The 26,312-nt window shown below is 63.2% G+C and carries 24 protein-coding genes; 15 read left to right on the top strand and 9 right to left on the bottom strand.

Translation table 11 applies throughout. The features are described from left to right. Positions 1–4: 4 nt before the first annotated feature. The 9 genes from algG (at position 5) to D906_RS12380 (ending at position 10,488) form a co-directional block, all read left to right on the top strand. Positions 5–1,564 (top strand): mannuronan 5-epimerase AlgG, encoded by a 1,560-nt coding sequence (algG, locus tag D906_RS12425; RefSeq protein ID WP_016713519.1) that lies wholly within the window; start codon positions 5–7, stop codon positions 1,562–1,564. A 13-nt stretch (positions 1,565–1,577) separates the two neighbouring features. Next, positions 1,578–3,020, top strand: coding sequence for an alginate O-acetyltransferase (locus D906_RS12420; RefSeq protein WP_025753973.1), 1,443 nt, complete (start codon positions 1,578–1,580; stop codon positions 3,018–3,020). 8 nt (positions 3,021–3,028) lie between these two features. Further along, the gene (locus D906_RS12415; protein WP_027609119.1) at positions 3,029–4,132 is read left to right on the top strand and encodes a mannuronate-specific alginate lyase; all 1,104 of its coding nucleotides are present in this window, start codon (positions 3,029–3,031) and stop codon (positions 4,130–4,132) included. A 196-nt stretch (positions 4,133–4,328) separates the two neighbouring features. Beyond that, on the top strand, positions 4,329–5,786 hold the full coding sequence (locus tag D906_RS12405) for an MBOAT family protein (protein WP_019097272.1): 1,458 nt from the start codon (positions 4,329–4,331) through the stop codon (positions 5,784–5,786). Between the two features lie 10 nt (positions 5,787–5,796). After that, the gene (locus D906_RS12400) at positions 5,797–6,954 is read left to right on the top strand and encodes an alginate O-acetyltransferase (RefSeq protein WP_025753975.1); all 1,158 of its coding nucleotides are present in this window, start codon (positions 5,797–5,799) and stop codon (positions 6,952–6,954) included. Between the two features lie 20 nt (positions 6,955–6,974). Then, a complete protein-coding gene (locus D906_RS12395; protein ID WP_016713514.1) occupies positions 6,975–7,622 on the top strand; it encodes an alginate O-acetyltransferase AlgF in 648 nt (215 codons plus the stop codon). A 35-nt stretch (positions 7,623–7,657) separates the two neighbouring features. Next, positions 7,658–9,112, top strand: coding sequence for a mannose-1-phosphate guanylyltransferase/mannose-6-phosphate isomerase (locus D906_RS12390; protein ID WP_025753976.1), 1,455 nt, complete (start codon positions 7,658–7,660; stop codon positions 9,110–9,112). Between the two features lie 83 nt (positions 9,113–9,195). Continuing rightward, positions 9,196–9,660, top strand: a complete 465-nt coding sequence (locus tag D906_RS12385; RefSeq protein ID WP_025753977.1) for a hypothetical protein — start codon at positions 9,196–9,198, stop codon at positions 9,658–9,660. A 15-nt stretch (positions 9,661–9,675) separates the two neighbouring features. After that, positions 9,676–10,488, top strand: a complete 813-nt coding sequence (locus D906_RS12380; protein WP_027609118.1) for an SDR family oxidoreductase — start codon at positions 9,676–9,678, stop codon at positions 10,486–10,488. Positions 10,489–10,536: 48 nt separating this feature from the next. Here the strand turns inward: D906_RS12380 and D906_RS12375 are convergent, their stop codons facing one another. From D906_RS12375 to D906_RS12360, 4 genes are all read right to left on the bottom strand, one after another. Further along, complete coding sequence (locus tag D906_RS12375; protein ID WP_019098855.1) at positions 10,537–11,988, bottom strand: efflux transporter outer membrane subunit; 1,452 nt, start codon at positions 11,986–11,988, stop codon at positions 10,537–10,539. Beyond that, positions 11,985–13,046, bottom strand: coding sequence for an HlyD family secretion protein (locus tag D906_RS12370; RefSeq protein WP_019098854.1), 1,062 nt, complete (start codon positions 13,044–13,046; stop codon positions 11,985–11,987). The genes D906_RS12375 and D906_RS12370 overlap by 4 nt, the downstream gene beginning before the upstream one ends. Before the next feature lie 28 nt (positions 13,047–13,074). After that, entirely contained in the window at positions 13,075–14,616 is a 1,542-nt protein-coding gene (locus D906_RS12365; RefSeq protein ID WP_027615375.1) for an MFS transporter, read from the bottom strand. A gap of 116 nt (positions 14,617–14,732) precedes the next feature. Then, positions 14,733–15,638, bottom strand: a complete 906-nt coding sequence (locus D906_RS12360; RefSeq protein ID WP_019098852.1) for a LysR family transcriptional regulator — start codon at positions 15,636–15,638, stop codon at positions 14,733–14,735. Positions 15,639–15,908: 270 nt separating this feature from the next. Here D906_RS12360 and D906_RS12355 point away from each other — a divergent pair, with 270 nt between their 5' ends. The 3 genes from D906_RS12355 to D906_RS12345 all read left to right on the top strand — a co-directional run bounded on the left by D906_RS12355 (position 15,909) and on the right by D906_RS12345 (position 17,242). Beyond that, positions 15,909–16,355, top strand: a complete 447-nt coding sequence (locus D906_RS12355) for a universal stress protein (RefSeq protein WP_016713505.1) — start codon at positions 15,909–15,911, stop codon at positions 16,353–16,355. 93 nt (positions 16,356–16,448) lie between these two features. Further along, positions 16,449–16,775, top strand: a complete 327-nt coding sequence (locus tag D906_RS12350; protein ID WP_027615374.1) for a type II toxin-antitoxin system PrlF family antitoxin — start codon at positions 16,449–16,451, stop codon at positions 16,773–16,775. Beyond that, the gene (locus D906_RS12345; protein ID WP_025753981.1) at positions 16,772–17,242 is read left to right on the top strand and encodes a type II toxin-antitoxin system YhaV family toxin; all 471 of its coding nucleotides are present in this window, start codon (positions 16,772–16,774) and stop codon (positions 17,240–17,242) included. The genes D906_RS12350 and D906_RS12345 overlap by 4 nt, the downstream gene beginning before the upstream one ends. 7 nt (positions 17,243–17,249) lie before the next feature. Here D906_RS12345 and D906_RS12340 read toward each other — a convergent pair whose 3' ends face one another. Genes D906_RS12340 through D906_RS12325 form a run of 4 tightly spaced genes read right to left on the bottom strand, consistent with a single transcriptional unit; the run spans position 17,250 to position 22,014 of the window. Beyond that, on the bottom strand, positions 17,250–18,110 hold the full coding sequence (locus tag D906_RS12340) for an HlyD family secretion protein (protein WP_016713502.1): 861 nt from the start codon (positions 18,108–18,110) through the stop codon (positions 17,250–17,252). A gap of 10 nt (positions 18,111–18,120) precedes the next feature. Then, entirely contained in the window at positions 18,121–18,321 is a 201-nt protein-coding gene (locus tag D906_RS12335) for a DUF1656 domain-containing protein (protein ID WP_009685040.1), read from the bottom strand. Next, the gene (locus D906_RS12330) at positions 18,311–20,488 is read right to left on the bottom strand and encodes an FUSC family protein (RefSeq protein ID WP_019098848.1); all 2,178 of its coding nucleotides are present in this window, start codon (positions 20,486–20,488) and stop codon (positions 18,311–18,313) included. The genes D906_RS12335 and D906_RS12330 overlap by 11 nt, the downstream gene beginning before the upstream one ends. Next, on the bottom strand, positions 20,485–22,014 hold the full coding sequence (locus tag D906_RS12325; RefSeq protein WP_027615373.1) for an efflux transporter outer membrane subunit: 1,530 nt from the start codon (positions 22,012–22,014) through the stop codon (positions 20,485–20,487). Before D906_RS12325 ends, D906_RS12330 begins: the two co-directional genes overlap by 4 nt. Positions 22,015–22,205: 191 nt before the next feature. On the opposite strand from D906_RS12325, the gene D906_RS12320 reads away from it, so the two are divergent. Together D906_RS12320 and D906_RS12315 are read left to right on the top strand one after the other, a co-directional pair. Next, positions 22,206–23,153 (top strand): LysR family transcriptional regulator, encoded by a 948-nt coding sequence (locus tag D906_RS12320; RefSeq protein ID WP_016713499.1) that lies wholly within the window; start codon positions 22,206–22,208, stop codon positions 23,151–23,153. A 78-nt stretch (positions 23,154–23,231) separates the two neighbouring features. After that, complete coding sequence (locus D906_RS12315; protein ID WP_027615372.1) at positions 23,232–24,206, top strand: D-glycerate dehydrogenase; 975 nt, start codon at positions 23,232–23,234, stop codon at positions 24,204–24,206. A 72-nt stretch (positions 24,207–24,278) separates the two neighbouring features. On the opposite strand, the gene D906_RS12310 is transcribed toward D906_RS12315, so the two are convergent. Next, the gene (locus D906_RS12310; RefSeq protein ID WP_027609115.1) at positions 24,279–25,181 is read right to left on the bottom strand and encodes a DMT family transporter; all 903 of its coding nucleotides are present in this window, start codon (positions 25,179–25,181) and stop codon (positions 24,279–24,281) included. 185 nt (positions 25,182–25,366) lie between these two features. Here D906_RS12310 and D906_RS12305 point away from each other — a divergent pair, with 185 nt between their 5' ends. Continuing rightward, positions 25,367–26,242, top strand: coding sequence for an AraC family transcriptional regulator (locus D906_RS12305; RefSeq protein ID WP_027615371.1), 876 nt, complete (start codon positions 25,367–25,369; stop codon positions 26,240–26,242). Positions 26,243–26,312: the final 70 nt, after the last annotated feature.

Raw genomic sequence — 26,312 nt, 5'->3', positions numbered from 1 at the left:
CCTGATGAACCTTCACCCGCACTTACGTCACAGCCTGTTGGCCAGCGCCTTGCTGCTGGCCAGCGGCCTGGTCGCCGCCGCAGAACCCCAGGTTATTGCCAAGGAACTGCAGCAGGCCAAGACCTATACCGTGGCCAGCGCGCCGATCGAGCCGCTGCAGATGGACCCGCCAAAGCTGCCCGACCTGACCGGCTTCACCGCCGAGGCGGTGCAGAAGAAGATCGACCGCAGCCACAAGGGCAAGGTCAGCCTGCGCCGCATGTTCCAGGAGGACACCCTCAAGGAGTTCGTCGGCGGCGACAACAAGGCGGCCGAGTGGGTGCAGCGCCAGCACGGTATTCCGCAGGCGATCTTCGTCGATGACGGCCATGTCGACCTGGTGGAACTGAGCAAGAAGGTGCCCAAGCAGTACCTCAGCGAAGTCGAGCCAGGCGTGTACCTGGCGCGCCTGCCGATTGTGGTCGGGCAAAAGGGCATCCTCGAGATCGACGGCAAGGTCAAGCAGTTGCGCCTGTCCCAGGAGGGCGGTTCGTTCCTGGTCAACGACGGCAAGCTGTTCGTCACCGACACCCAGGTGACCGGCTGGCGCGAGAAGGACAACGGCCCGGCGACCTTCCGCTCGCCCAAGGAATTCCGCCCGTTCCTGCTGTCGTGGGGCGGTACCGAGACCTACATCGTCAATACGAAGATGGCCAGCTTCGGCTACGCCAAGTCCAAATCGTACGGTGTGAGCATCTCGCAGTACACGCCGAACATGGCCAAGCGCATGGGACGCCCGGAACCCACCGGCTGGATCATCGGCTCTGAGTTCAGCGACATGTGGTACGGCTTCTATTGCTACGAAACCCAGGACTTCGTGGTGAAGGACAGCACCTACCGCGACAACATCGTCTACGGCATCGACCCGCACGACCGCTCGCACCGCCTGATCATCGCCGGCAACACCGTGTACGGCACCAAGAAGAAGCACGGCATCATCGTTTCGCGTGAGGTGAACGACAGCTGGATCATCAACAACAAGAGCTACGACAACAAGCTCTCGGGCGTGGTGATCGACCGTAACAGCGTCAACAACCTGATCGCCTACAACGAGATCTACCGTAACCACACCGACGGCATCACCCTGTACGAAAGCGGCGACAACCTGATTTGGGGCAACAAGCTGATCAACAACCGCCGCCACGGCATCCGCGTGCGTAACAGCGTGAACATCCGCCTGTACGAAAACATCGCCATGGCCAACGGCCTGGTGGGCGTGTACGGCCACATCAAAGACCTGTCCGACACCGACCGCGACATCGCCCTGGACCCGTTCGACACCAAAGTGTCGCTGATCCTGGTAGGCGGTGAGCTGACGGCCAACGGCTCCGGCCCGCTGTCGATCGACTCGCCGCTGTCGGTCGAGCTGTACAAGGTTTCGATGCTCGCCCCGCGCAAGGCCAGCGGTATCAGCCTCAACGGCATCCTGGGCGAACGCCAGGACGAAATCCTCGACCTGCTGGTACGCCAGCAAAAGGCTGTGCTGATCGACCCGGTCGAACGCCAGACCGAAATGATCGATTAAGGAAGCCCAGACCATGACCCCACACCTGATGAAACTGCTGGGCCTGTCCGCCGCCCTTCTGGCGATCAGCCAGGGCGTGCGCGCCGACGACGTGAAGGCCCCCACCTTCACCGCCGAGCCGTGCTGCCAGCTGTGCCCTGAAGCGCATGACGCCAGCCGCTACACCACCCGTTACCAGCAGAACTTCACCACGCTGGTGCAGGCCAAAGGGGACTGGCTTTTCCGTACCCGCGAAGACCTGCGCACCGAGTTCAACACCACCCCGGCCGGCTACAAACGCCTGCAGCAGGTGCACGACGCGTTCAAGAAGCGCGGCGTGGAACTGGTGGTGGTCTACCAGCCGACCCGTGGCCTGGTGAACCGCAACATGCTCAACCCGGCCGAGAAAGCTGCCTTCGATTACCAGAAGGCGCTGGGCAACTACCAGGCCATGCTCAAGCGCTTTGCAAGCATGGGCTACAACGTGCCCGACCTGTCGCCGCTGACCAACGAACAGCTGGCCGCCGCCGACCAGGGCAAGGACTTCTACTTCCGTGGCGACCAGCACTGGACACCTTACGGCGCCGAGCGCGCGGCCAAGATCGTGGCCGACACCGTGCACCACATGCCGGCCTTCGAAGGCATCCCGCGCAAGGAATTCGAAACGAAAAAATCCGGGCGCATGGGCAAGACCGGCACCCTGCACAACGTCGCCGGCCAGCTCTGCGGCACCAGCTATGCAGTGCAGTACATGGACCAGTTCGCCACCGAGCCGAAAGGCTCCAGCGGCGGTGGCGACGACCTGTTCGGTGACAGTGGCAACGCGCAGATCACCCTGGTCGGCACCAGCCACAGTGGCAAGAACTACAACTTCTCGGGCTTCCTCGAACAGTACATCGGTGCCGACGTGCTCAACGTCGCCTTCCCCGGCGGTGGCCTGGAAGGTTCGATGATCCAGTACCTGGGCAGCGAGGAATTCAAGAAGAACCCGCCGAAGATCCTCATCTGGGAGTTCTCCCCGCTGTACCGCCTGGACCAGGAAACCATCTGGCGGCAAATCCTCGGCCTGCTCGACAACGGCTGCGACGACCGCCCGGCGCTGATGAGCGCCAGCACCACCCTCAAGCCCGGCAAGAACGAGCTGATGGTCAACGGCAAGGGCGGCGTGATCAAAGACCTGATCAACCGCAACCTGCAGATGGACGTGAAGTTCGAAGACCCGTCGGTGAAGGTATTGCAAGCCACCCTTTGGTACCTCAACGGTCGCCACGAAGACATCAAGCTGGAAAAACCGGAAACCTCCGACACCGACGGCCGCTTTGTCTTCCAGATGCGTGAAGACGAGGACTGGGCCAGCCAGAGCCTGCTGGCCTTCGAGGTGCAAGGCCCGGAAAGCGGCACCCAGAAAGTCGAAGCCAAGCTCTGCAAACGCAACAACTTCGCCGTGCCCGCGCAAACCGCGCAGGCCGGCCAGTGAGGCGACCCATGACTACCTTCAAGCGAATCTTCCGCCCCGCCCTGCTCGCGCTGGCCCTGTTCGGGGGGGCCGCGCATGCCGCGCTGGTCCCCCCCCAGGGGTATTACGAGGGGATCGAAAAGCTCAAGACCGGCGACGGTAACTTCCGTTGCGAAGCAACGCCCAAGCCGTACACCGGTGCGCTGCAGTTCCGCAGCAAGTACGAAGGTTCGGACAGTGCCCGGGCAACCCTCAACAAGGATTCCGAGCAGGCCTTCCGCGATTCGACCAAGGACATCACCACCCTGGAGCGTGGCGTGGCCAAGATGGTCAACCAGTACATGCGCGACGGACGCCCGGCACAACTCGACTGCGCCCTGACCTGGTTGGGCACCTGGGCGCGTGCCGATGCGCTGATGTCCACCGACTACAACCACACCGGCAAATCCATGCGCAAATGGGCGTTGGGCAGCATGAGTGGTTCCTGGCTGCGCCTGAAGTTCTCCAACTCGCAGCCGCTGGCCGCGCACCAGGCCGAGGCCGAGCTGATCGAGAAATGGTTCGCCCGCCTTGCAGAGCAAACCGTGCGCGACTGGAGCAACCTGCCGCTGGCGAAGATCAACAACCACAGCTACTGGGCCGCCTGGTCGGTCATGGCCACCTCGGTGGCGACCAACCGCCGCGACCTGTTCGACTGGGCCGTGAAGGAATACAAGATCGGCGCCAACCAGGTCGACGAGCAGGGCTTCTTGCCCAACGAGATCAAGCGCAAGCAGCGCGCCCTGGCCTACCACAACTACGCCCTGCCACCGCTGGCGATGATCGCCAGCTTTGCCAAGGCCAACGGTGTGGACCTGCGCAGCGAAAACAACTTTGCCCTGCAGCGCCTGGGGGAAGGCGTGCTGTACGGCGCTCGCGATCCTAAGCACTTCGCGGAACGCGCAGGCGAAAAGCAAGACATGAAAGACCTCAAGGTCGACAGCAAGTACGCCTGGCTCGAACCGTGGTGCGCGCTGTACCAGTGCGTGGGTGACACGCTCGAACGCAAGCACGGCATGCAGCCATTCGACAGTTTCAGGCTCGGCGGCAACCTGACCCGGGTCTATGACCCGAGCGCAGAGAGCAAGAAATGAAGTGAACCCCGTGTGGGGTCGGAACCTGTGGGAGCGGGCATGCCCGCGAACAAGGGCGAAGCCCTTGCCATGCATCGCGGTGCCTTCTTCGCGGGCTCGCCCGCTCCCACAGGGACCTAAGTTGCCTTCCGGTTATGCACTGGGGGGTTTGGGGGGCGCTGTGCCCCGGATGCTGTGAACAAAAAGGAGAACCGGGATGGTCTTCTCGTCCAACGTGTTCCTGTTCCTGTTCTTGCCGATCTTCCTCGGCCTGTACTACTTGAGCGGGCAACGCTATCGCAACCTGCTGCTGCTGGTCGCCAGCTACATCTTCTATGCCTGGTGGCGGGTGGACTTCCTGGCCCTGTTCGCCGGGGTCACCCTGTGGAACTACTGGATCGGCCTTAAAGTCGGCGCCGCCGGCGTGCGCACCAAGCCGGCCCAGCGCTGGCTGCTGCTGGGCGTGGGCGTCGACCTGGCAATCCTTGGCTACTTCAAGTACGCCAACTTCGGTGTCGACAGCCTGAACGCGATCATCAGCTCGTTCGGCCTGGAGCCGTTCATCCTCACCCACGTGCTGCTGCCGATCGGTATCTCGTTCTACATCTTCGAGTCGATCAGCTACATCATCGACGTGTACCGTGGCGACACCCCGGCCACCCGCAACCTCATCGACTTCGCAGCGTTCGTGGCGATCTTCCCGCACCTGATCGCCGGCCCCGTGTTGCGCTTCAAGGACCTGGTCGACCAGTTCAACAACCGCACCCACACCCTGGACAAGTTCTCCGAAGGTTGCACCCGCTTCATGCAGGGCTTCATCAAGAAAGTGTTCATTGCCGACACCCTGGCGGTAGTGGCCGACCACTGCTTCGCCCTGCAAAACCCGACCACGGGCGACGCCTGGCTGGGCGCGCTGGCCTACACCGCGCAGCTGTACTTCGACTTCAGCGGCTACAGCGACATGGCCATCGGCCTGGGCCTGATGATGGGCTTCCGCTTCATGGAGAACTTCAAGCAGCCCTACATCAGCCAGTCGATCACGGAGTTCTGGCGGCGCTGGCACATCAGCCTGTCGACCTGGCTGCGCGACTACCTGTACATCACCTTGGGCGGTAACCGCAAAGGCACCTTCAACACTTACCGCAACCTGTTCCTGACCATGCTGTTGGGCGGCCTGTGGCACGGCGCCAACTTCACCTACATCATCTGGGGTGCCTGGCACGGCATGTGGCTGGCCATCGAGCGTGCGCTGGGCATCGACACCAACCCGCAGCGCTTCAACCCGGTGAAATGGGCCTTCACCTTCCTGCTGGTGGTGGTCGGCTGGGTGATCTTCCGCGCCGAAAACCTGCACGTGGCCGGCCGCATGTACGGCGCCATGTTCAGCTTTGGCGACTGGCAGCTGTCGGAACTCAACCGTGCCCAGCTGACCGGCCTGCAAGTGGCCACCCTGGTGATCGCCTACCTCACCCTGGCGTTCTTCGGCCTGCGCGACTTCTACCGCAATGCCAAGCCTTCGCCCAAGGCGACCCCGGTGCAGGTCAACACTGACGGCTCGATCGGCCTGGACTGGACCCGGGTGATGACCCGCGCCCTGGTGCTGCTGCTGTTCGTGGCCTCGATCCTCAAGCTCTCGGCGCAAAGCTACTCGCCGTTCCTGTACTTCCAGTTCTGAGGCCGATGACATGAACCGTACTTTACGCATCACGTATTCACTGTCGTTCCTCGGCTTGCTGGTGGGCATGGGCGTGTGGTCCACCGGTGGCCTGCAAAGCTTCCAGCGTACCGAGCAGATGACCGTGCTCAACGGCAAGCTGGCCAAGGCCGCCGAAACCCACTACGACGAGCAGTTCCCGATCAAGCGCCTTGGCACCAACGTCTGGGCCGCGCTGGACTTCAAGCTGTTCAACGAAGGCCGCCCCGGTGTGGTGCTGGGCCGCGACCAGTGGCTGTTCAGCGACGAAGAGTTCAAGCCCACCGCCGGTGCCGAGCAACTGATGCAGGAAAACCTGGCGCTGATCCGCGGCGTACGCGACACCTTGCAGCAGCACGGCAGCCAGCTGGTGCTGGCCATCGTGCCCGCCAAGGCGCGTATCTATTCGGAATACCTGGGCAAGGAGCAACCGGCAAGCCTGCACGACGACCTGTACAACCAGTTCCATGCTCAGGTGCGCCAGGCCAACGTGTTCGCCCCGGACCTGCAAGCGGCCATGGAACAAGCCAAGGCCCGTGGCCAGGTTTTCCTGCGCACCGACACCCACTGGACGCCGATGGGCGCCGAAGTGGCAGCGCAGGCGCTGGCTGAAGCCGTAAGCCGACAGAACCTGCTCAACGGCGACCCGCAAACCTTCGTGACCGAAGCCGGCAGCACTGCGCCCTACAAAGGCGACCTGACCAACTTCCTGCCGCTCGACCCGCTGTTCAGCAACCTGCTGCCAACCCCGGACAACCTGCAACAACGCACCACCCGCCCGGCAGAAGCAGCGGCTGAAAGCGACGACGCGCTATTTGCCAACAACGAAATCCCGGTGGCGCTGGTGGGCACCAGCTACAGCGCCAACCCGCACTGGAACTTCCTTGGTGCGCTGCAGCAAGCGCTGCGCAGCGACGTGGCCAACTACGCCGAAGACGGCCACGGCCCCCTGCTGCCAATGCTCAAGTACCTGCAAAGCGATGCCTTCAAAAACGCCGCACCCCAGGTGGTGGTGTGGGAATTCCCCGAACGTTATCTGCCCATGAAAAACGACCTCAGCAGCTTCGATCCGCAGTGGATCGCGCAGCTGAAAAACTCGCGTAAATCCGAAGAAAACCTGGCCTTGTCGTCCACCCGGACGAACCACTGAACGATAGAGAGGAAATGCACATGACTACCAAGACTTCCATTGCCAAAGCCCTCACCCTCGCGGCCGGCCTTTCCCTTGCTTCGATGCAGGCCTTCGCCGGTGCCGACGCCGCCCTGTATGGCCCAAGCGCGCCGAAAGGTTCGACCTTCGTGCGCCTGTACAACGCCGCCAGCGCACCCGCTGCCGCTTCGGTCGGCAACACCCAGATCAAACAGGTGGGCGCCCAGGCCAGCAGCGACTTCAGCTTCCTGCCAGGCGGCGACTATACCGCCCAGGTTGGCGGCAAGAGCGTGCCGGTGAAGCTGGCCTCGGACAAGTACTACACCCTGGTCAACAGCAGCAGCGGCAACCCGCAGCTGATCGAAGAACCGCCGTTCAAGAACAAGCAGAAAGCCCTGGTGCGCGTGCAGAACCTGAGCGACCAGCAGCTGACCCTGAAAACCGCCGACGGCAAGACCGAAGTGGTCAAGCCGGTGGCCGCCAACGGCCGTGGCGAACGTGAAATCAACCCAGTGAAGGTCAACCTGGCGTTGTTCCAAGGTGACAAGAAAGTGGGCGACGTGAAACCCGTCGCCCTGGAGCGCGGCGAAGCCGCGGTGCTGTACGTAACAGGTTCCGGCAACGCCTTGTCGCCGGTGTGGGTAACTCGCCCCGTGGCTAGCAACTGATCCCTCTGCCTATTAACGACTATTGGAGAAACATGATGATCCCGGTAATTCTTTCTGGTGGTAGCGGTTCGCGTCTGTGGCCTCTGTCGCGCAAGCAGTTCCCTAAACAGTTCCTGGCCCTGACCGGTGAACACACCCTGTTCCAGCAAACCATCGAGCGCCTGGTGTTCGAAGGCATGGACACACCGATCGTGGTCTGCAACAAGGACCACAAGTTCATCGTCCAGGAGCAACTGGCTGCCCTGAAGCTGGAAACCCAAGGCATCCTGATGGAGCCGTTCGGCCGCAACACCGCGCCGGCCGTGGCCATGGCCGCCATGAAGCTGGTCAACGAAGGCCGTGACGAGCTGATGCTGGTACTGCCCGCCGACCACGTGATCGATGACCAGAAGGCGCTGCAACGCGCCCTGGCTTTGGCCACCGTGGCCGCCGAGCGTGGCGAAATGGTGCTGTTCGGCGTACCGGCGACCAAACCGGAAACCGGCTACGGCTACATCCGCTCCAGCCAGGATGCACTGCTGCCCGAAGGCGTGGCGCGGGTGGCACAGTTCGTTGAAAAACCCGATGAAAAACGCGCCGCCGAGTTCGTCCAGGCCGGTGGCTACTTCTGGAACAGCGGCATGTTCCTGTTCCGCGCCAGCCGCTTCCTCGAAGAGCTGAAAAAGCACGACGGCGACATCTATGACACCTGCGTGCTGGCCCTGGAGCGCAGCCAGGAGGACGGCGATGTGCTGAGCATCGACGAAGCCACCTTCGCCTGCTGCCCGGACAACTCCATCGACTACGCGGTGATGGAAAAAACCCAGCGCGCTTGCGTGGTGCCGATGTCGGCCGGCTGGAGCGATGTGGGCTGCTGGTCGTCGCTGTGGGAGGTGCACGAGAAGGACGAGGATGGCAACGTCACCAAAGGCGACGTGGTGGTGCAGGACAGCCGCAACTGCATGATCCATGGCAACGGCAAGCTGGTGTCGGTGATCGGCCTGGAAAACATCGTGGTGGTCGAGACCAAGGACGCCATGATGATTGCCCACAAGGACAAGGTCCAGGGCGTGAAGCAGATGGTCAAGACCCTTGACGAACAGGGCCGCACGGAAACCCAGAACCACCTGGAAGTGTATCGCCCGTGGGGCTCGTACGACTCGGTGGACATGGGCGGCCGCTTCCAGGTCAAGCACATCACCGTCAAGCCAGGCGCCAGCCTGTCGCTGCAGATGCACCACCACCGTGCCGAGCACTGGATCGTGGTGTCTGGCACTGCCGAGGTGACGTGTGACGAGAACGTGTTCCTGCTGACCGAGAACCAGTCGACGTACATTCCGATTGCCTCGATCCACCGCCTGCGCAACCCGGGCAAGATCCCGCTGGAGATCATCGAAGTGCAGTCGGGTAGCTACCTGGGTGAGGATGACATCGAGCGCTTCGAGGATGTATACGGGCGCACATCGACACCGGCAGAGCGTGGGGTTTCAGTGAAGACCATCGCGCAATAAGTAACACCTAGGGGCCGCTTTGCGGCCCTTTCCCATTTCAGGCTACGATGGTCAGACCCGCGCAACCAAGGTCTGCACGCCCCATGATCATCGGTGCCTTCCTCATCCTCACCTGGCTGGTGCTGCTGCTGCGCTACCCGGCCAAGGCTTTGCCGATCTCGCTGGCCGCTGTGTGTGGCCTGGGTTTGGTGGCGTTGTTTGTCGTCTGGCAGGACAACCGCGAAACCTCACGACTGGCCCGCCTGGACTTGCGCCTCGTTTATGCCCCCGAACAATGCCCTGCCGACCGTGCGTTGCAAGTACGCATGAAGAACGGCAACAAGGTGCCGCTCACCGAACTGCGCTGGCGGGTGGCGGCGTATGCGCCGGGCGATACCGTGAACCTGGCCGAGAACACCTACAACGCCCCACGCTATCGAGGGCCGGGTGAATTGCAACCGGGGGCCGAGTGGAAAGACTGCCTGCCATTGCCACCGCTGCGGTCCGGGTACCGGCCGCAAACGCTGGAATTCCGTGCCGAACACCTGCAAGGCACCTTCGCCAATTAATCAAAGGCCTCCCCCATGCCCACCGTTCTGATCACCGGTTGTTCCAGCGGCATCGGCCGCGCCTTGGCCGACGCCTTCCGCGATGCCGGCCTCCACGTCTGGGCCACTGCGCGCAAGGCGGAGGATGTTGAAGTGTTAAGCGCCGCCGGTTTTACCGCGCGGCAGCTGGACGTAAATGACAGCGAGGCCCTGGCCCGCCTGGCCGAGGAGCTCGAAACCCTCGACATCCTGATCAACAACGCCGGCTACGGCGCCATGGGGCCGTTGCTCGACGGTGGCGTGGACGCCCTGCGCCAGCAGTTCGAAACCAACGTGTTCGCCGTGGTGGGTGTAACCCGCGCGCTGTTCCCGTTGCTACGCCGCTCACGAGGAACAGTGGTGAACATCGGCAGTGTTTCCGGCGTGCTGGTCACACCGTTCGCCGGTGCCTACTGCGCCTCGAAAGCGGCGGTGCATGCCTTGAGCGATGCCTTGCGCCTGGAGCTTGCACCGTTCGGTGTGCATGTTATGCAAGTGCAGCCCGGGGCGATTGCCTCGCAATTTGCCAACAATGCCCAACGCCAGGCGGAGCAGGTGCTGGCGGCGGACTCTGCGTGGTGGCCGTTGCGTGAGCATGTACAGGCACGGGCGCGGGCTTCGCAGGACAAGCCGACTTCGGCGGCGGTATTTGCCCAAGGCGTACTGGCGGCCGTTGGCAAGTCACCCGTACCCGCTGTGGTGCGGTTGGGGAATGGCAGTACGGCGCTGCCGCTGATGGCCCGGTTACTGCCTCGGCGGGTGCTGGATTGGGCATTGCGCAAGCGGTTTGGGCTGCTGCGTCCGCTTTGATTTTTCTTTTGCCAGTACCGGCGATGGGCCGCACAGCGGCCCCGCTTTTTATGCTTTCTTCACCGGCTGCTCATCAAACGCCTGCCAGCCACCACCCAGGGCCTTGTACAACCCCACCAGCGCCTGCGACACCGCCGCCGAGCTGTCGATCCACTGCTCCTCGCTGGCCAGCAATGCACCCTGCACCGTCAGCACATTGAGAAAGTCCACTGCCCCTTCCACGTACTGGCGCTGGGCGGTTTCCAGGGCGATGCGGTTCTGCCTCACAGCCTCGGCCAGGTGGTCACGGCGCAACTGGCTGGCGTTGTACAGGCGAAGCACATCGTCGACCTCATGCCAGGCGCCCAGCACCACCTTGCGGTAGTTCAGCGCCGCTTCCTGCTGCTGCGCCTCGCGCAGTTCCAAGGTGCCCTTGAGCCGGCCACCCTCGAAGATCGGCAACGACAACTGTGGCCCGAAGGCAAAGCGGCGCGAATCCCAGCCGCCGAAATCAGACAACTGCATGGCCTGGAAGCCGACGCTGCCCGACAAACGGATGCTCGGATAGAAATCAGCCTTGGCCACGCCAATACTGGCGGTGGCAGCATGCAGGCGCGCTTCGGCCTGGCGAATGTCCGGGCGGCGTTCGGCCAGTTCGGACGGCAAACCGATGGCGAACTTTTGCTGTGGCGCAGGCAGTTCACCGCCTTGCAGCAATTCAGCCTGCAGACTGCGTGGCGGTTCTGCGGCGAGCAGACTGAGGGCGTTGATCAGGTCATCACGCCGGGCTTCGAGGCTTGGCAGGCGGGCCTCGATCGACGCCACCTGGGCACTGGCCTGAGCCACGTCGAGCCGAGTGGCAACACCTTCGGCCTGACGGTCTTCGGACAATTTGAGGCTGTGCCGGGCAACCTTGAGGTTGTCCTGTGTCACATCAATCGTGTGCTGCACCGCTCGCAGCTGAATGTAGTTGCCGGCGGTTTCCGACAGCAAGGCCAGCAGCACCCCACGGCGGTCGTTCTCGGCCACTTCGACCGTGGCATCGGCAGCCTCGACCTGGCGCCGCACGCGGCCCCACAGGTCCAGTTCCCAACCGGCCACCAAGTCGCCTTGCCAAAGGTTGAACGCCTCTTTACCCGCTTTACCGGAAGGGTCGCTCAAGCCTTCGGCGCTGTTACGAGCGCGGCTGTAACCAGCGTTGGCGTCTACCGATGGCACCCCATCGGCGGCCACGGTGCTGCGCAAGGCGCGGCTTTGCAGCAGGCGGGCGCTGGCCATCTGCAGGTCGAGGTTGCGCTCGGCAACGCGCTGGATCAACGCGCTGAGCTGTCCGTCATGAAAGGTTTCCCACCAGCGCAGCTCCAGCGGTTCGGCTTGCGGCTGGCTGGATGCTGCCTGGCCTTGAAGCGGCGCCCACTGTTGCGGTGCCCGGCTGTCGGGGCGCAGGAAGTCCGGGCCCATCGTGCAACCGGCCATCAACACGGCCAGCACCAAGGGGCTCAAGCGTAATGCAGGTTTCATCGTGCACTTACCTCTTTGCCATCCAGCTTGTCGCCACGGGTATCGATGGTCGCTTCCACCGACATGCCCACCCGCAAGCGGGAGAGCAACGGCTGCCCGTCATCGAACACGATCTTCACCGGGATGCGCTGCACAACCTTGGTGAAGTTGCCGGTGGCGTTGTCTGGCTTGACCGCAGCGAAGGTCACGCCGGTAGCCGGGGCGATACTCTCTACGTGGCCTTGCAGCTTTTCACCGGAGAAGGTGTCAACGCTGATACTCACCGGCTGCCCCGGCTGCACATGGGTCAGCTGGGTTTCCTGGAAGTTGCCGACCACATAGGCCTGCTGCAACGGCACCACCGATAACAGGCGTGCGCCGGGATTGACGTAGGCGCCCACGCGCAGGGCGCGCTCGCCGACCATGCCGTCCACCGGCGCCGTGATGCGCGTGTAGGACAGGTCGAGCTGTGCCTTTTCCACGCCTGCTTCAGCGCGCTTGAGCTGGCCATCGGCGCTGGCCACCTGGGCAGTAAGGATATCCACCTGCTTGCGCGCCGCCACCAGCGCCGCCTGGGCATTGGCCAGGCGAGCGCGGGCCTGGTCGACGCCGCTGCGTGCCTGCTGGGCATTCTGCACGGTACCGGCGCCCTGCTCGGCCAGGCGGCTGTAGCGGTTGACTTCATGGTCGGCGAACGCTGTTTCGGCCTGGGCCGCTTTCACCGCCGCCTCGGCCTGGGCAATCAATGCTGCCTGGCGCTCGAGCGTGGCGCGGGCATCGGCACTTTGCGCCTGAGCCACCAGCAACTGGGCCTGAGCGGCATCCAGGGCGGCCTGGTAGTCACGGGCGTCGATGGTCGCCAGCAACTGGCCGGCTGTGACCTGCTGGTTATCTTCTACGAGCACGTCCTTGATGAAGCCTGCAACCTTGGGCGCAACTACGGTGTAGTCGGCAATGACGTAGGCATCGTTGGTGCTCTGGCGGTGGTCGCTGCCGAACATCCAGGGGCCGACAATGCCAGCCAGAACGGCCACGGCCAGTACCGAGCCAATGAACAGGGTCTTGCGGTTGTTAGTCATTTCAGCGGGTCTCGAATTCATCCAGGGTTCAGGCCACCGCGCGCGGCGGGTAGACCCGGGTAGGCACGAAAGGAATCAGGCAGATCAGGGCCACGGCGATGCCAGCCATGACCAGGTAGAGGTCGGCAGAGGTCAGCACCAGCGCCTGGTCGTGAATACGCCGGGCCAGGCCCGCAGCGCTGTCGTCGACCAGCGGGGCGTTGCCCAGGCTGTCCACCAGGTGATTGGAATGGAAGTGCCGGCGCAGGGTCCCAAGTGCATCCAGCAAGCCACCCGCGATGACTGCAGCCAGGCCTTTGACAGTGTTGAACCAACTGGAGGCGAACGGGCCTTCCTGTGGGGTCATCCCGTTGGTGGACAGCATCAGCAGTGGCAGCACCGCCATGGGCTGGCCAAACACCTGCAACAGGTAGAACGGGTAGAAGTCGCCACGGATCCACTCGCTGGTCAGCAGGCTGCTGCCGACACACGACACCGCCAGCATCGCCAGGCCAATGCCCAGCACCCAGCGGCAGTCCACCGCGCGGATGTTGCACAGCGCTGTCGTCAGCGGCAGGGCGATCAGTTGCGGCATCGCCACCAGCATCATCAGCGGGCTGGTCTGTGCCGGGCGGTAGCCCTGGATCTGCGCCAGGTAGGCCGACGGGATACTGCCTACGCCCGACAGCACGATCAGCACGCCGGCCAAGGTCACCAAGGCGAAACTCAGGTTGCGCCGCTGCAGCATGCGCAACTGGAAAAACGGCAGCGGCTCGGACCACTCGTTAAACATGAACAGCACCAACAGCAGCAGGCCACCACCCAGCAGCCAGCAGATCAGCGGCGAATCGAACCAGCCCCAACGGTCACCCAGCGAGAGGCCCAGCACGATGCAACTGATGGCGGGCAGGCCCAGCAACACACCGCGCCAGTCGAACTGCTTGAAACGCTCCAGGCGCAGCGGGTCTTGCGGCAGGCCCCAACCCACGCAGACGATGGCCAGCAGCGAGGGCAGGATGATCTGCCAGAAGGCCCATTGCCAACCGACGTACTCGGTCCACAGCCCCGCCAGCGGGGTGCCAAGGTTGGGGCCGAAAGTGGCGGTCAGTGCATAGCAGGCCAGGCCATAGACCTTGATGCCCGGCGGCAGGAAGCGCAGCGCCACGCTCATCAGCATCGGCGGCAAGGCACCCGAGGCAAAGCCCTGGAGTACACGCAGCAGCATCAGGCTATGCAGGTTGGGGGCGAACGGTTGCAGCAGGCCAAGCACGGCGAACAGGCCAATGGCGCTCATGGTGAAGCGCCGCAGTGAGAAGGTGGTGGCCAGCCATGGCGCAAAGGCCATGGCCGAGACCGAGGCGGCACTGTACACCGCCAGCAGCCAGGCGCCTTCATCGGCACCGATACCCATGGCACCGCGGATATCGGCCAGGGAAATCTTGGTGACTGACTCGTTCAGGCCCGCACACAGCACGGCCAGCAAAACACCGAACAGCCCCACCACCACCTGCACGCCGAACGCCGTCTGCGCAGGTGCAGCCGGCGCGGGGGCGGCGGCCAACGCCGCAGAGGGTGCGGTCAGGGAACTCATGAAATTACATCTCCAGCAACAATTTCGAGGCTGGAGCAAGTTTAAGAAGGTCGAATGCTGACGAAAACTGACTTGTTGGCAGTTTTATATTGCGCCAGACGCAATTGTCATGAAAGTCACGGATCAATACTGCCGCATGCTTTCAACGTCTGGCGTAGCCAACGATGCGCGGGGTCGTTGTCGAACCGCGGGTGCCATGCCTGCTTCACATTGACCTTTTCCAACGGCACCGGGATCTCGAACGAGCGCAGTGGCAATTTCAGGCGCTGCACACTGTTGAGGATATTGGCCGGTATCGGCAGGATCAGGTCCGAATCCGGCAACGAAAACATAGCCGAGTGGAAGCTGGTGGTGATCAGCGCTACCCGCCGCTCCACCTTGTGGTTGGCCAGCGCCACATCGATCGGCCCATTGGCGCGGCCACGCCGGGATACACTGATCTGCGGGTAGGCGGCGAAGCGCTCTGGGGTGATAGGGGCGTCGAAGATCGGATGCCCTACGCGCGCCAGGCCCACGAAATAGGTGTTGAACAGGCTCTGCACCTTGATTTCCGGGCCCAGTTCTACGGCCGAGCTGATGATCAGGTCGATGTGCCCATTGCGCAGCACCGCATCATCGTCGCCACTGCCCTCCGGGACGAACCGCAACACCGTGCGCGGTGCCTGGGCCAGCATCATGCGCAGCAGTTGGGCGCCGTACAGGGCGATGAACAAATCGTTGGTGCGGATATTGAAGGCACGATCCAGGTTAACCAGATCGACATCGTCTCGGCTGCGGAACACCTGCCCGGCCTGCTCCACCAGGCCATGCACCTGCTCGCGCAGGGCCAACGCGCGCGGCGTCGGCACCAGGCCACGGCCGGCACGCACAAGAATCGGGTCGCCCATGGCCTCGCGAATGCGCCCCAGGGTACGGCTCATCGCTGCCGGGCTCAGGTTCATGCGCTGCGCCGCGCCCACCACGCTGCCCTCATCGAGCAGGGCATCGAGGGCGACAAGCAGGTTCATGTCCGGGAGTTGCATGGCCGTTTTCCGTGGCAGCTGTGGGGATGGCGATGGTAGCAGGTTGGTGGATTGCACCAGACGCAATGCGCTCGTGCGTGGAGGGACATTTATTCCGGAAGTGGATTGGGCCAAAAATATTGCATGGCAGGTTCGGCCCATTCGCGGGTAAACCCGCTCCCACAGAGACTGCGCGGATTTCGAAAACTGTGGTGTACCTGTGGGAGCGGGTTTACCCGCGAAAGGGCCCGGACAGGCAACCGTTCAGCCAGCCTTGTACAAGGATCCCCAATGCCCACCCCCGTCCTGATCGCCATCGACGCCTCCCCCGCTTCCAGCGCCCTGCTCACCCTCGCCCGCCGCTACTGCCGCCCCGGCGAACACGAACTGCACGTATTGCTGGCCATCGACTCCACCTTCGCCGTCCACGAACAACCCGCCCCCTATACAACCGAAGAGCTGGAGGAATACCCCGCCGCCTGCGAGGAACAGCAACATGCCGACCACGCCGTCGCCCAGGCCGTGCGCGAGTTGCAGCAAGCCGGCTTCGCCAGCCAGGGCTGCATGGTGGCCGGGCAACCGGTCGAAGTGATCGTGGCCAAGGCGCAGGAGCTGAACTGCGAGCTGATCATCATGGGCCACCGTCACCTGTCGCGGCTGGGGCGGATGCTGGATCCGTCGATCAGCGCGAAGGTGATTGACCGGGTGAAGGTTCCGGTGTTGGTGGGAGTAGCCTGACCGCTCATCAGAGGGGTAATGCACTTGCATTGACCAAGCAATGCATTCGCATTACCTTGGAATGCATAGCTTCCCCTCAAAAGGACATTGCCCATGGCAACCACTCTCGACGTCGAGTCCACACTGACCGATCGCTATCAGACCACTGTTCCCGAAACAGTACGGCGCGCCTTGGGCTTGAAAAAACGTGACAAGATCCATTACTCGATTCGCCCTGACGGTGAGGTGATACTCACCCGTGCAGAAGCAACCGAGAGCGATCCGGTACTGGGCAAATTTCTGGAGTTCCTGGCACACGATATCGCCACCAACCCTCAACGGCTGCAGGTTGTCGATGCTGACCTCATCGCGCGTCTCGACAAGCTTGTCGGCGACGCAGAGGTCGACCTGGATCAACCTCTGTCGGCGGATGATGAATGAGTGATGCGAGCAGGAAGCCTCTGGTTATTCATGGATGGACTGTATTTGCCCACCCGCTGTTCCTGGCCAAACTGGAGGCACTGAGCACTCAAGTTCATGCTCAGATGCAGAAAGACCCAACAGGTTACACGGAAAGAAATGCCTATAAGCGGCTGGCGGCGATCAAGCGTTTGGCTTTTGATGTGATCCCTCAGGACCCGACCAAATCTGAATACCGCCAAGGCGCCACGCTGGGCGAGGGTCACAAGCACTGGTTTCGGGCAAAGTTCTTTCAGCAGTACCGGTTGTTCTTTCGCTACCACACCCCCAGCAGGATCATCGTGCTGGCCTGGGTCAATGACGAATCAAGCAAGCGGGCTTATGAAAGTCATGACGATGCTTACAAGGTCTTCCAGAAAATGCTCGACAACGGCCACCCTCCCGATGATTGGGATCAGTTGCTGAGGGAAGCCGCACAGCAACCGTGAACAACACTTACCCCTCGCTCGGCTTCACCACCACCGTACAGGTCGTCCCCGCCGCCAGCAAAAACCCTTCCGGCACTTCATCAATGTGAATCCGCACCGGCACGCGCTGCGCCAGGCGCACCCAGTTGAACGTCGGGTTCACATCGGCAATAAGCTCACGGCTTTGCGGGTTGTCACGGTCGTAGATGCCGCGGGCGATGCTCTCTACATGGCCCTTGATGCGCTCGCCACTCATCATCTGCAGCTCGGCCTGGTCACCCACCTTCACGTGGGGCAGCTTGGTCTCTTCGAAGAACCCGTACACCCAGAACGAGTTCTCGTCGACCACCGCCATCACCGCTTCACCGGTGCGCGCATAGTCGCCCTTGTGGATATTCAGGTTGGTCACGTACCCGTCCACCGTGGCCACGATGTGCGTGCGCTTGAGGTTGAGCTCGGCGGCAGCCAGCTCGGCCAGGGCCTGTTGGTAATCGGCCTGGGCGGAGTTGGCGATGTTGCTGGCGTCGTCGCGGTTTTCCTTGGAAATCACCAGGTTGTCCATGTCGGCCCGGCGCTTGGCGTTGACCTTGCGCATTTCCCAGGTCGCCTTGCGCGAGGCGACCAGAGCCTTGGCCTGGTCGACTGCCAATTGGTAATGCTCGGGGTCGATCTGGATCAGCAGGTCGCCCTTCTTCACCCGCTGGTTGTCCTTGACCGGGACGTCCACCACGTAGCCGGGCACGTCGGCGGCGACGTTGATGATGTCTGCACGCACGCGGCCGTCGCGGGTCCAGGGCGTGGTCATGTAGTGCAGCCACAACTGGCGACCGATGGCCACGGCGGCGACCAGCACCAGCAGGGTGGCGATCAGGCTGAAGAACTTTTTCATCGAAGGATTCTCACCAGTAGACAGTAAGCGCCATGGCGCCGAACAGGCAGACGAACAGGCTCAGACGCAGCAGCGCCGGGTGCCAGAAGAAGCGGTAGCCATCATGGCTGGCGATGAACCGGTCCAGGCCCCAGGCCAGGCCCAGGGCGAACAGGAACATCAAAGTCATGGTGGGCATGTACACGCCATGGAAGGCGATTTCACGGGGCATGGTGCAGTCCTTTCGCCGGTGCCAGTGGCGATTGTGGGTCAAGCAGGGAAGAACGGATGAAATGCAGGTAGCTTTGCGCACGGCGCAGCACCGAGGTATCGAAGTGCCGGGCGAATGGCTCGTCGGTGGCTTGCACGCGAGCGATGGCGTGGTCCACCGCCACCAGTGCGCGTTCGTGGTTGCTGGCGCTGGGCTGCAAGAACAGCCTTGCCAGTGCGCGGCCCATCACGCGGATGGCCTGGCGCCACGGTTGTGACTCGGCGTAGGCCGGGTGCACCGGCGCACGGGCCTGCTCTTTGCGCAGCTCGATGACGGCGTGACCGATTTCCAGCACGGTGAACATCCACCCCATCAGCTGGCTTTGCACCTGCGGCTTGCCGGCCGCCAGACCGTAGGCCTGGTGCAACAGGTCGCGGGTGCGGCTTTCAAAGGCCGACCCAAGGCCGCGCAGGCGGCCGCTGATGGCGAACAGCACTTGCTCACGCAGTTCCTGCTCCAGCCGGCTCCACAGCCAGCGGCTGTTGGGCGGCAGGATGATCGCGCCAGCAGCAGCGCAGACGAACATGCCGATGACCATGCCGATGTAGTCGTTGATGAACGTGTAAGGGTCATACACCGTCAGGTTGTTCGGCACCGAACCGATGGCGAAGAACACCAGCAGGCCCAGGCCATAACCGGCGTAAGCCGGGCGCGAGGCAAGGAACGCGCCGAGTACGAACACCGGCGCCAGCACCATGCACAGCAGCGGGAAACCGTCGATCCAGGGGAACACGAAGAAGGTTTCGAAGAAGCCGACAAAAGCGCCGATAGCCGTGCCGCAAGCCATCTGGAACGACATGCGTTTGGGGTTGGGCGAAGCCGCCGAAAGGCCCACGGTGACGGTGGCGATCAAGGTCATCATGGCGCCGCTGGGCCAGTCGCTGAGCAGCCAGTAACTGCCCAGCAGCAACAGCACCGCCGAGGCACGCACACCGGCGGCCAGCGACACCAGCCAGCTGGTCTGCGCCACATAGGGCTCGTCCCACTGTTCACGCTCGTGCCTGTGCGCCGCCAACGAAGCGTGGGTTTCGGCATAACTGAACATTTCGTCGACAAAGCGGTACAGCAGCTCGAACGCCGTATGGAAGTCGAGCAGGTCGGCCTCGCTGGGTTCGGTCGCCAGGTACTCGGCTCGCAGCCCGCGCACCTGGGCTTGCAGGCCTTCCTTGTAGGCGGCCAGCTCCAGGGTCAGGCGCAGTGCATCGGCATCGGTCAACGCCCGGCCCACGTAGGGCTGTAACAGTTCCACCAAGGTGTTCAGGCCCGGTTCGATGGCACTGACGATCTGCAGGGGGCCACGAGCACGCAGGCGTTCGAGCAAACGGTGCAAGGCATTGAAGCGTGTGGTGATGGCCATGAACTCGCTGTTCATGCGCACCAGCCGGCCACTGCGGCGGCGCATGTGCGGGTCTTCGAAGGCAGTGACGTTGCGCAGGCTCTCAAGGCCCACGGCCTCGGCGACGAAGCGCACGTTGCTGCTTTCGAAACGGTCTTTCTGGCTGTCACCGCGCAGGGCTTCCACCACTACCCCGGCGAATACGCCAAAGCGCTGGTACAGGGCGTTGCGCATGGCGGCACTGGCCGACTGCGGCAGGATCGCGGCACTGACGAAGGTCGATACCAGAATGCCCAAGGCAATTTCCAGCACCCGCCATACCGCTGCCATGAACGCCTGATCGGGGTGCTGCAGCACCGGAAGGCCGATCATCGCTGCCGTGTAGCCGGCCAGCACGAAGCCATAGGCGCGGAAGGTGCGGTAGCGCATGGCGCCGGCCGAGCACAGGCCCACCCACAAGGCCAGGCTGGGCAGGAACAGCTCGGTGTTCTGCGGGAAGATGGCGATCAGCGCCACCATCATCGCCGAGCCGGCCAGGGTGCCGAGCACTCGGTAGAAGCTCTTGGCGAACACATGCCCGCTTTGCGGCTGCATGACGATGAACACGGTGATCATGGCCGTGCGCGGTTGCGGCAGCTCCAGGCGCATGGCCAGCCACAGGGTGATGAAGGCGGCAGCCAGCACCTTGAAGATGTACACCCAGGTCACACCGTCGGTGCGCGCCCAGGCAAAGAAGCCCCGGCGCCATTCCAGGCTTTGCAGCCAGCGCATGGGCAAACTGGAAGTGCTCATTCGGCGTTATCCGGCTTCTTGTCGAAAATGGCCAGGGTGGCCGGGGTTTTCGGCGCGGCCTGGCGTTCCTCTTTCGGCACATCCTGGCCGGCCTGCAGGCCACCGCCCAACGCGGTGACCAGCTCGGCATGGGCGATCAGGCGGGCGGCCTGCACCTGCTGTTGCACTTGCTGCTGGCGGAACAGCAAGGTCTGCGCATTGAGCACGCTCAGGTAATCGGTAAGACCCCGCTGGAAGGCGACCATGGCGATGTCGTAGGTTTTCTGCGCAGCAGCAACGGATTCGGCAGCGAAATGCGACTGTTCTTTCATCGACTCGCGGCGGATCAGCTGGTCGGAGATGTTCTTGAGCGCGCCAACCACGGTCTGGTTGTAACGCGCCACCGCCACGTCATAGCCCGCCGAGGCCACGCCCAGCTCCGAGCGCAGGCGGCCACCGTCGAAGATCGGCAGGCTGATGGCCGGGCCGACGTTGTAGTTGAACTTGCGCCCGGTGAGGAACTCCAGCGGGCCGCCGCCGGTGGCCATGAAGCCCAGGCTGCCGACCAGGTCGACGTTGGGGAAGAAGCCGGCATGAGCAACGTCGATGCCACGCGCCTGCGCGGCCACCTGCCAGCGGCTGGCAACCACGTCAGGGCGCTGGCCGACCAGTTGGGCAGGCAGGTTGGAAGGCAGTTTCAGTGGTGCAGCCAGGGCCAGGGTCGGGCGCTGCAACTGTGCGCCCTCCCCCGGCCCCTTGCCGGCCAAGGCAGCCAGCTGGTTGCGGGTCAGGGCGATTTCTTCGTTCAGGCTGTCGAGCTGGCGGTGGGTTTCCGGCAGCGGCGCTTCGGCCTGGCTGACTTCGAAATGGGTGCCGATGCCCGCGTCCAGGCGGCGCTTGGCCAAGGCCAGGATCTGCTCTTGCTGCTCCAGTTCGGCCTTGACGATATCGCGTTGGGCAAAGTGCAGGCTCAGCTGGATATAGGCACGCACCACGTTGTTCTGCAGTTCCAGCTGCGCCTGGCGGGCTTCGGCCACGCTCATGTGCGCCTGATCCACCGCCTGCTCGCTGGCATTGCGTTCGCGGCCCCACAGGTCGAGGGCGTAGCTGAAACCGAAGGCGGCATTGTTGTCCCAGGTGTTGGCGCCAGACAGCGCGCCAGGGCCGTAGAACTGGTCTTCAGGCCAGTTGTGGCGCTTGAGCGTGGCCTGGCCATTGACCTGCAGTTTTTCTGCCGACTCGACCACACCCGCCATGGCCTTGGCTTCGCGCACCCGCGCGGCGGCCATGGCCAGGCTTGGGCTGCCGGCCACGGACAGGGCTACCCAGCGGTCCAGCTGGGCGTCGCCATAGGCGTGCCACCACTGCTGGTCGGGCCAGTGGGCATCGGTCGCGGCTTCGCGTATGGCCGCGTCGGTGGCCAGGGTATTGGCTTGCAGCGTCTTGCTTTGCGGGGCGATGCCCCAGGTTCCGATACAGCCACTCAAGGTGAGGGCAAGGGCACAGGCACTGAACGCATTGAGCGTTCTGATGATGCGACGCGGCACAGCTGCGATTTCCCGAGGAAGAGGTGAAGGGGCCGGGCAATTCTAGGGGGCGGCAGCACTGGCGATAAGCGCAGATTCCTGCGAATCTTTGTTACCAAAACAGCGATAATCCGCCTTTGGTCGAAGGCAAATTTTCAGCTTTTTATCGTTACTTCGTGACACAATTTTGTCCTCTACATCGAGAGTGACCCATGGACACCCTGCAAAACATGCGTGCTTTCAGTTGCGTAGCCCAGCTTGGCAGCTTTACCGCTGCCGCCGCGCAACTGGATACGACCACCGCGAACGTGTCGCGGGCGGTCTCCAACCTGGAAGCCCATCTGCAAACAAGGCTGCTCAACCGTACCACCCGCCGCATTGCGTTGACCGAGGCCGGCAAGCGCTACCTGATGCGTTGCGAACAGATTCTTACCTATGTGGAAGAAGCCGAGGCCGAGGCCAGCGACGCCCATGCGCGCCCCGCAGGGCAGCTGAAGGTGCACTCGATGACCGGGGTGGGCCAGCACTTCGTGGTCGATGCCATCGCCCGCTACCGCGAATCGCACCCGGACGTGACCTTCGACCTGACCATGGCCAACCGCGTACCCGACCTGCTGGACGAAGGCTATGACGTGTCCATCGTGCTGGCCACCGAACTGCCCGACTCGGGGTTCGTATCCCAACGCCTGGGCATCACCTACAGCATTGTCTGCGCTTCGCCCGGCTACATCGCCCGCCACGGCAGTGCGCAAAAGCCGGCAGACCTGCTCAAGCACGCCTGCCTGCGCATGGTCAGCCCCGTGATCCCGCTGGAAAAGTGGCTGTTCGACGGGCCGGAAGGCCAGGAGATGGTCAACATCACCAGCTCGCCGTTCATGGTGAACACCGCCGATGCCATGAAGACCGCGATCCGCAGCGGCATGGGCGTGGGCGTGCTGCCCATCTACTCGGCCATCGACGGTCTGCGTGATGGCAGCCTGGTACGGGTGCTGCCCGAGTACCGCCTGCAGGAGCTGAACCTGTACGCCATCTACCCGTCGCGGCAGTACCTGGATGCCAAGATCAAGACCTGGGTCGAGTACTTGCGCAATTCCCTGCCGGAGATTCTCGCCGCCCATGAGGCGGACCTGAAAACCCATCAGGTGCTGATCGCCAACTAAAAAGCTGCTGCATGGCGGGGGTGGACAATGGTAGGTTGCTAACCAATATCCACCACCGCCTTGCAGAGAAGTTGCCCGATGAAAAAGACCGTCCTGGCCTTCAGCCGTATCACCCCGGCCATGGCCGAGCGCCTGCAGCAAGACTTCAACGTCATTTTGCCGAACCCCAAGCTCGGCGACATCAATGCCCAGTTCAACGAAGCCCTGCCCGAGGCCCACGGCTTGATCGGCGTTGGCCGCAAGCTAGGCCGTGCCCAGCTTGAAGGCGCAGGCAAGCTGGAGGTGGTGTCCAGCGTGTCGGTCGGCTACGACAACTACGACCTGGACTACTTCAACGAACGCGGTATCGCCCTGACCAATACCCCGGATGTGCTGACCGAAAGCACCGCCGACCTGGGCTTCTCGCTGATCATGGGCTGCGCCCGCCGCACCGCCGAGCTGGATGCCTGGACCAAGGCCGGCAACTGGCAAGCCACCGTGGGCCCAGCGCACTTCGGCAGCGATGTACATGGCAAGACGCTGGGTATCGTCGGCATGGGCAACATCGGCGCCGCCGTTGCCCGCCGTGGTCGCTTTGGCTTCAACATGTCGGTCATTTATTCGGGCAACAGCCGTAAAACCGCGCTGGAGCAAGAGCTGGGGGCGCAGTTCCGCAGCCTGGAGCAGTTGCTGGCAGAAGCGGACTTCGTGGTGATCGTGGTGCCGTTGTCCGAGACCACCCGCAAGTTGATCGGTGCGCGAGAGCTGAAGATGATGAAGCCGAGCGCCTTCCTGATCAACATCGCGCGCGGGCCGGTGGTGGACGAAGCGGCGCTGATCGAAGCGCTGCAGAACGGCACCATTCGTGGCGCCGGGCTGGATGTGTACGAGAAGGAGCCGCTGAGCGATTCGCCATTGTTCAAGCTGCATAACGCCCTGACCCTGCCGCACATTGGTTCAGCCACTGCCGAAACCCGTGAGGCCATGGCCAACCGGGCGATGGACAACCTGCGCGCGGCACTGCTGGGTGAGCGGCCGCGGGATCTGGTGAATCCACAGGTGTGGAAAGGCTGATAGTCATATTTTGCCTGCACCGACCTCTTCGCGGGCGAGCCCGCAAAGAGGTCGGTGCAGGCAGCACATTACCTATTTGGCCACCACCATCCCCTCAGGCACCTTGGCCTTGGGCTTGCGAAACACCAGCACATTCCCCGCCATCACCGCCACCAGCCCCAACAAGGCCGGCGCCGTCCACTGATACCCCTCGGCCACCGCCGACACATTCAACGCCACCAACGGGAACAGCACCGTGCAATAGGCCGCCCGCTCCGGCCCCATGCGCCCGACCAGAGTCAGGTAGGCAGTAAAGGCAATCACCGACCCTGGCACCACCAGGTACAGCAACGAGCCGATGTAGCGCACATTCCACTCCATGCTGAACGGCACGCCGCTGACCACACAAAACACCGCCAGCATCGCCGCCCCGTAGACCATGCCCCAGGCGTTGGTAGTCATGGGTTTGAGCCCGGCCTTCTGTTGCATGCTCGACAGCATGTTGCCCGCCGAGAAGCACAGCGTGCCGAGCAAGGCCAGGCCGAGGCCGTACAAGGTCTCGCGGCTGGCGGTGTGGTGTGACAGCTCGGGCCAGAACAGCAGCCCCAACCCGAGCAGGCCCAAGGCACCGCCGCCAAACACATTGCTGGCGATCTTCTGGCCGAAGAAGATCCGTGCATTGAGCGCATTCCACAGGGTAGCGGTGGAAAACACCACGGCGATCAAGCCACTGGCGACCCACTGGCTGGCACTGAGGAAACAGATGAAATTGACGCAAAACAGGCACAGGCCCTGAGCCAGGCAGATCTGGTGGCCACGGCGGTTCATGGGTTGCAGGCGGCGGGTGAGCAGCAGGAAGGCGAACAGGATCAGCCCGGCCAGGGCGAAGCGGTAAACGATCGAGACCGGGATCGCGACCACACCCAGCTGGAGCTTCAGGGCGATCCAGGTGGTACCCCAGATCAGGACGGTGAGCAGGTACAGTGACAGGTTCATGGCGGTGGTTCCTTGGGCCTTTCAAGATCGGTGCCCGGCGCTTCGCGGGCAAGCCCGCTCCCACAGGGATCGCCAGTGTTCTTCCGATCAGCGTTTGCCTGCTTGCACAAACTTGCGCTTTTCTTGCCCCGGTGGATGTCACTCGACCACAGCCGCAGTAGGATAGCTGGCAAGAGGATTCGCCCATGACCCCACTCACGCAGCTGCAAGTGTTCAACGCCATGCACGCCTCGCCCCACGCCCGGCTGGAGCTGAGCGCGCACCTGGGCGATGGGCTGGCGGCGGCGTTGTGGAGCAACCGGGATGATGCCCGCGATTATCAGGCACCGACCCATCACACCCTGTCGTGCTACATCGCCGACGGCACCGGCACCTTCCGCCGCCAGCGCCCGGCCGACAAGGGCGCGCCGGGCAAGCTGTGCGTGATGCCGGCCGGGCAGGAATCGAACTGGGTGGTCAATGGTGCAATCCGCCTGGCCCACCTGTATGTGAGCGAGGCGCAGTTTGCCTTGGGCTGCGTGCGCCTGCTCGACCGGGAGCCGCGTGAATTGCAGTTGCAGGAGGCGACCTTTCTGGACGACCCGCAACAGGCCACGCGCTTTCGCCAGTTGATCACCCTGGACTGGGACGAGCCAGGCGAGCGCCTTTTAGCCAGCAGCCTGGCACACGAAATCGTCGACCATGCGCTGCTCAGCCAGGTCGGGCTGCGCCAAGGCCTGCGCCTGAAGGGCGGGCTGGCGCCAAACCTGCGCCGACAAATGGTCGAGTACATCGAGGCGCACTTGGACCAGCCGATTACCCTGGGTGAACTGGCCTTGCGCTGCAACCTGTCCGAATACCACTTTGCGCGCATGTTCCGCACCAGTTTCGGGCTACCGCCACACCAGTACCTGCTGGCCCGGCGGCTGCACCGGGCTTGTGGGCTGTTGCGGCTGGGGGAAATGCCGCTGGGGGAAATTGCCTTGATGTGCGGGTTTGCCAGTGCCAGCCATTTCAGCAACCGGTTCAAACAGGCCCTTGGCGCAACACCTGGCGAGTACCGTTCGGCCATTCGCGGCTAAAGCCGCTCCCACAGGTAAAGCGTTGCGCTTGAGGCGGGCGCGATCCCTGTAGGAGCGGCTTTAGCCGCGA

Origin of the sequence: Pseudomonas sp. LAIL14HWK12:I1 (assembly GCF_003202095.1) — a bacterium.
Lineage (GTDB): Bacteria > Pseudomonadota > Gammaproteobacteria > Pseudomonadales > Pseudomonadaceae > Aquipseudomonas > Aquipseudomonas monteilii.
Note: the sequence above shows the minus strand (reverse complement) of the source record. Positions and strands in the feature narration are given on the sequence as shown.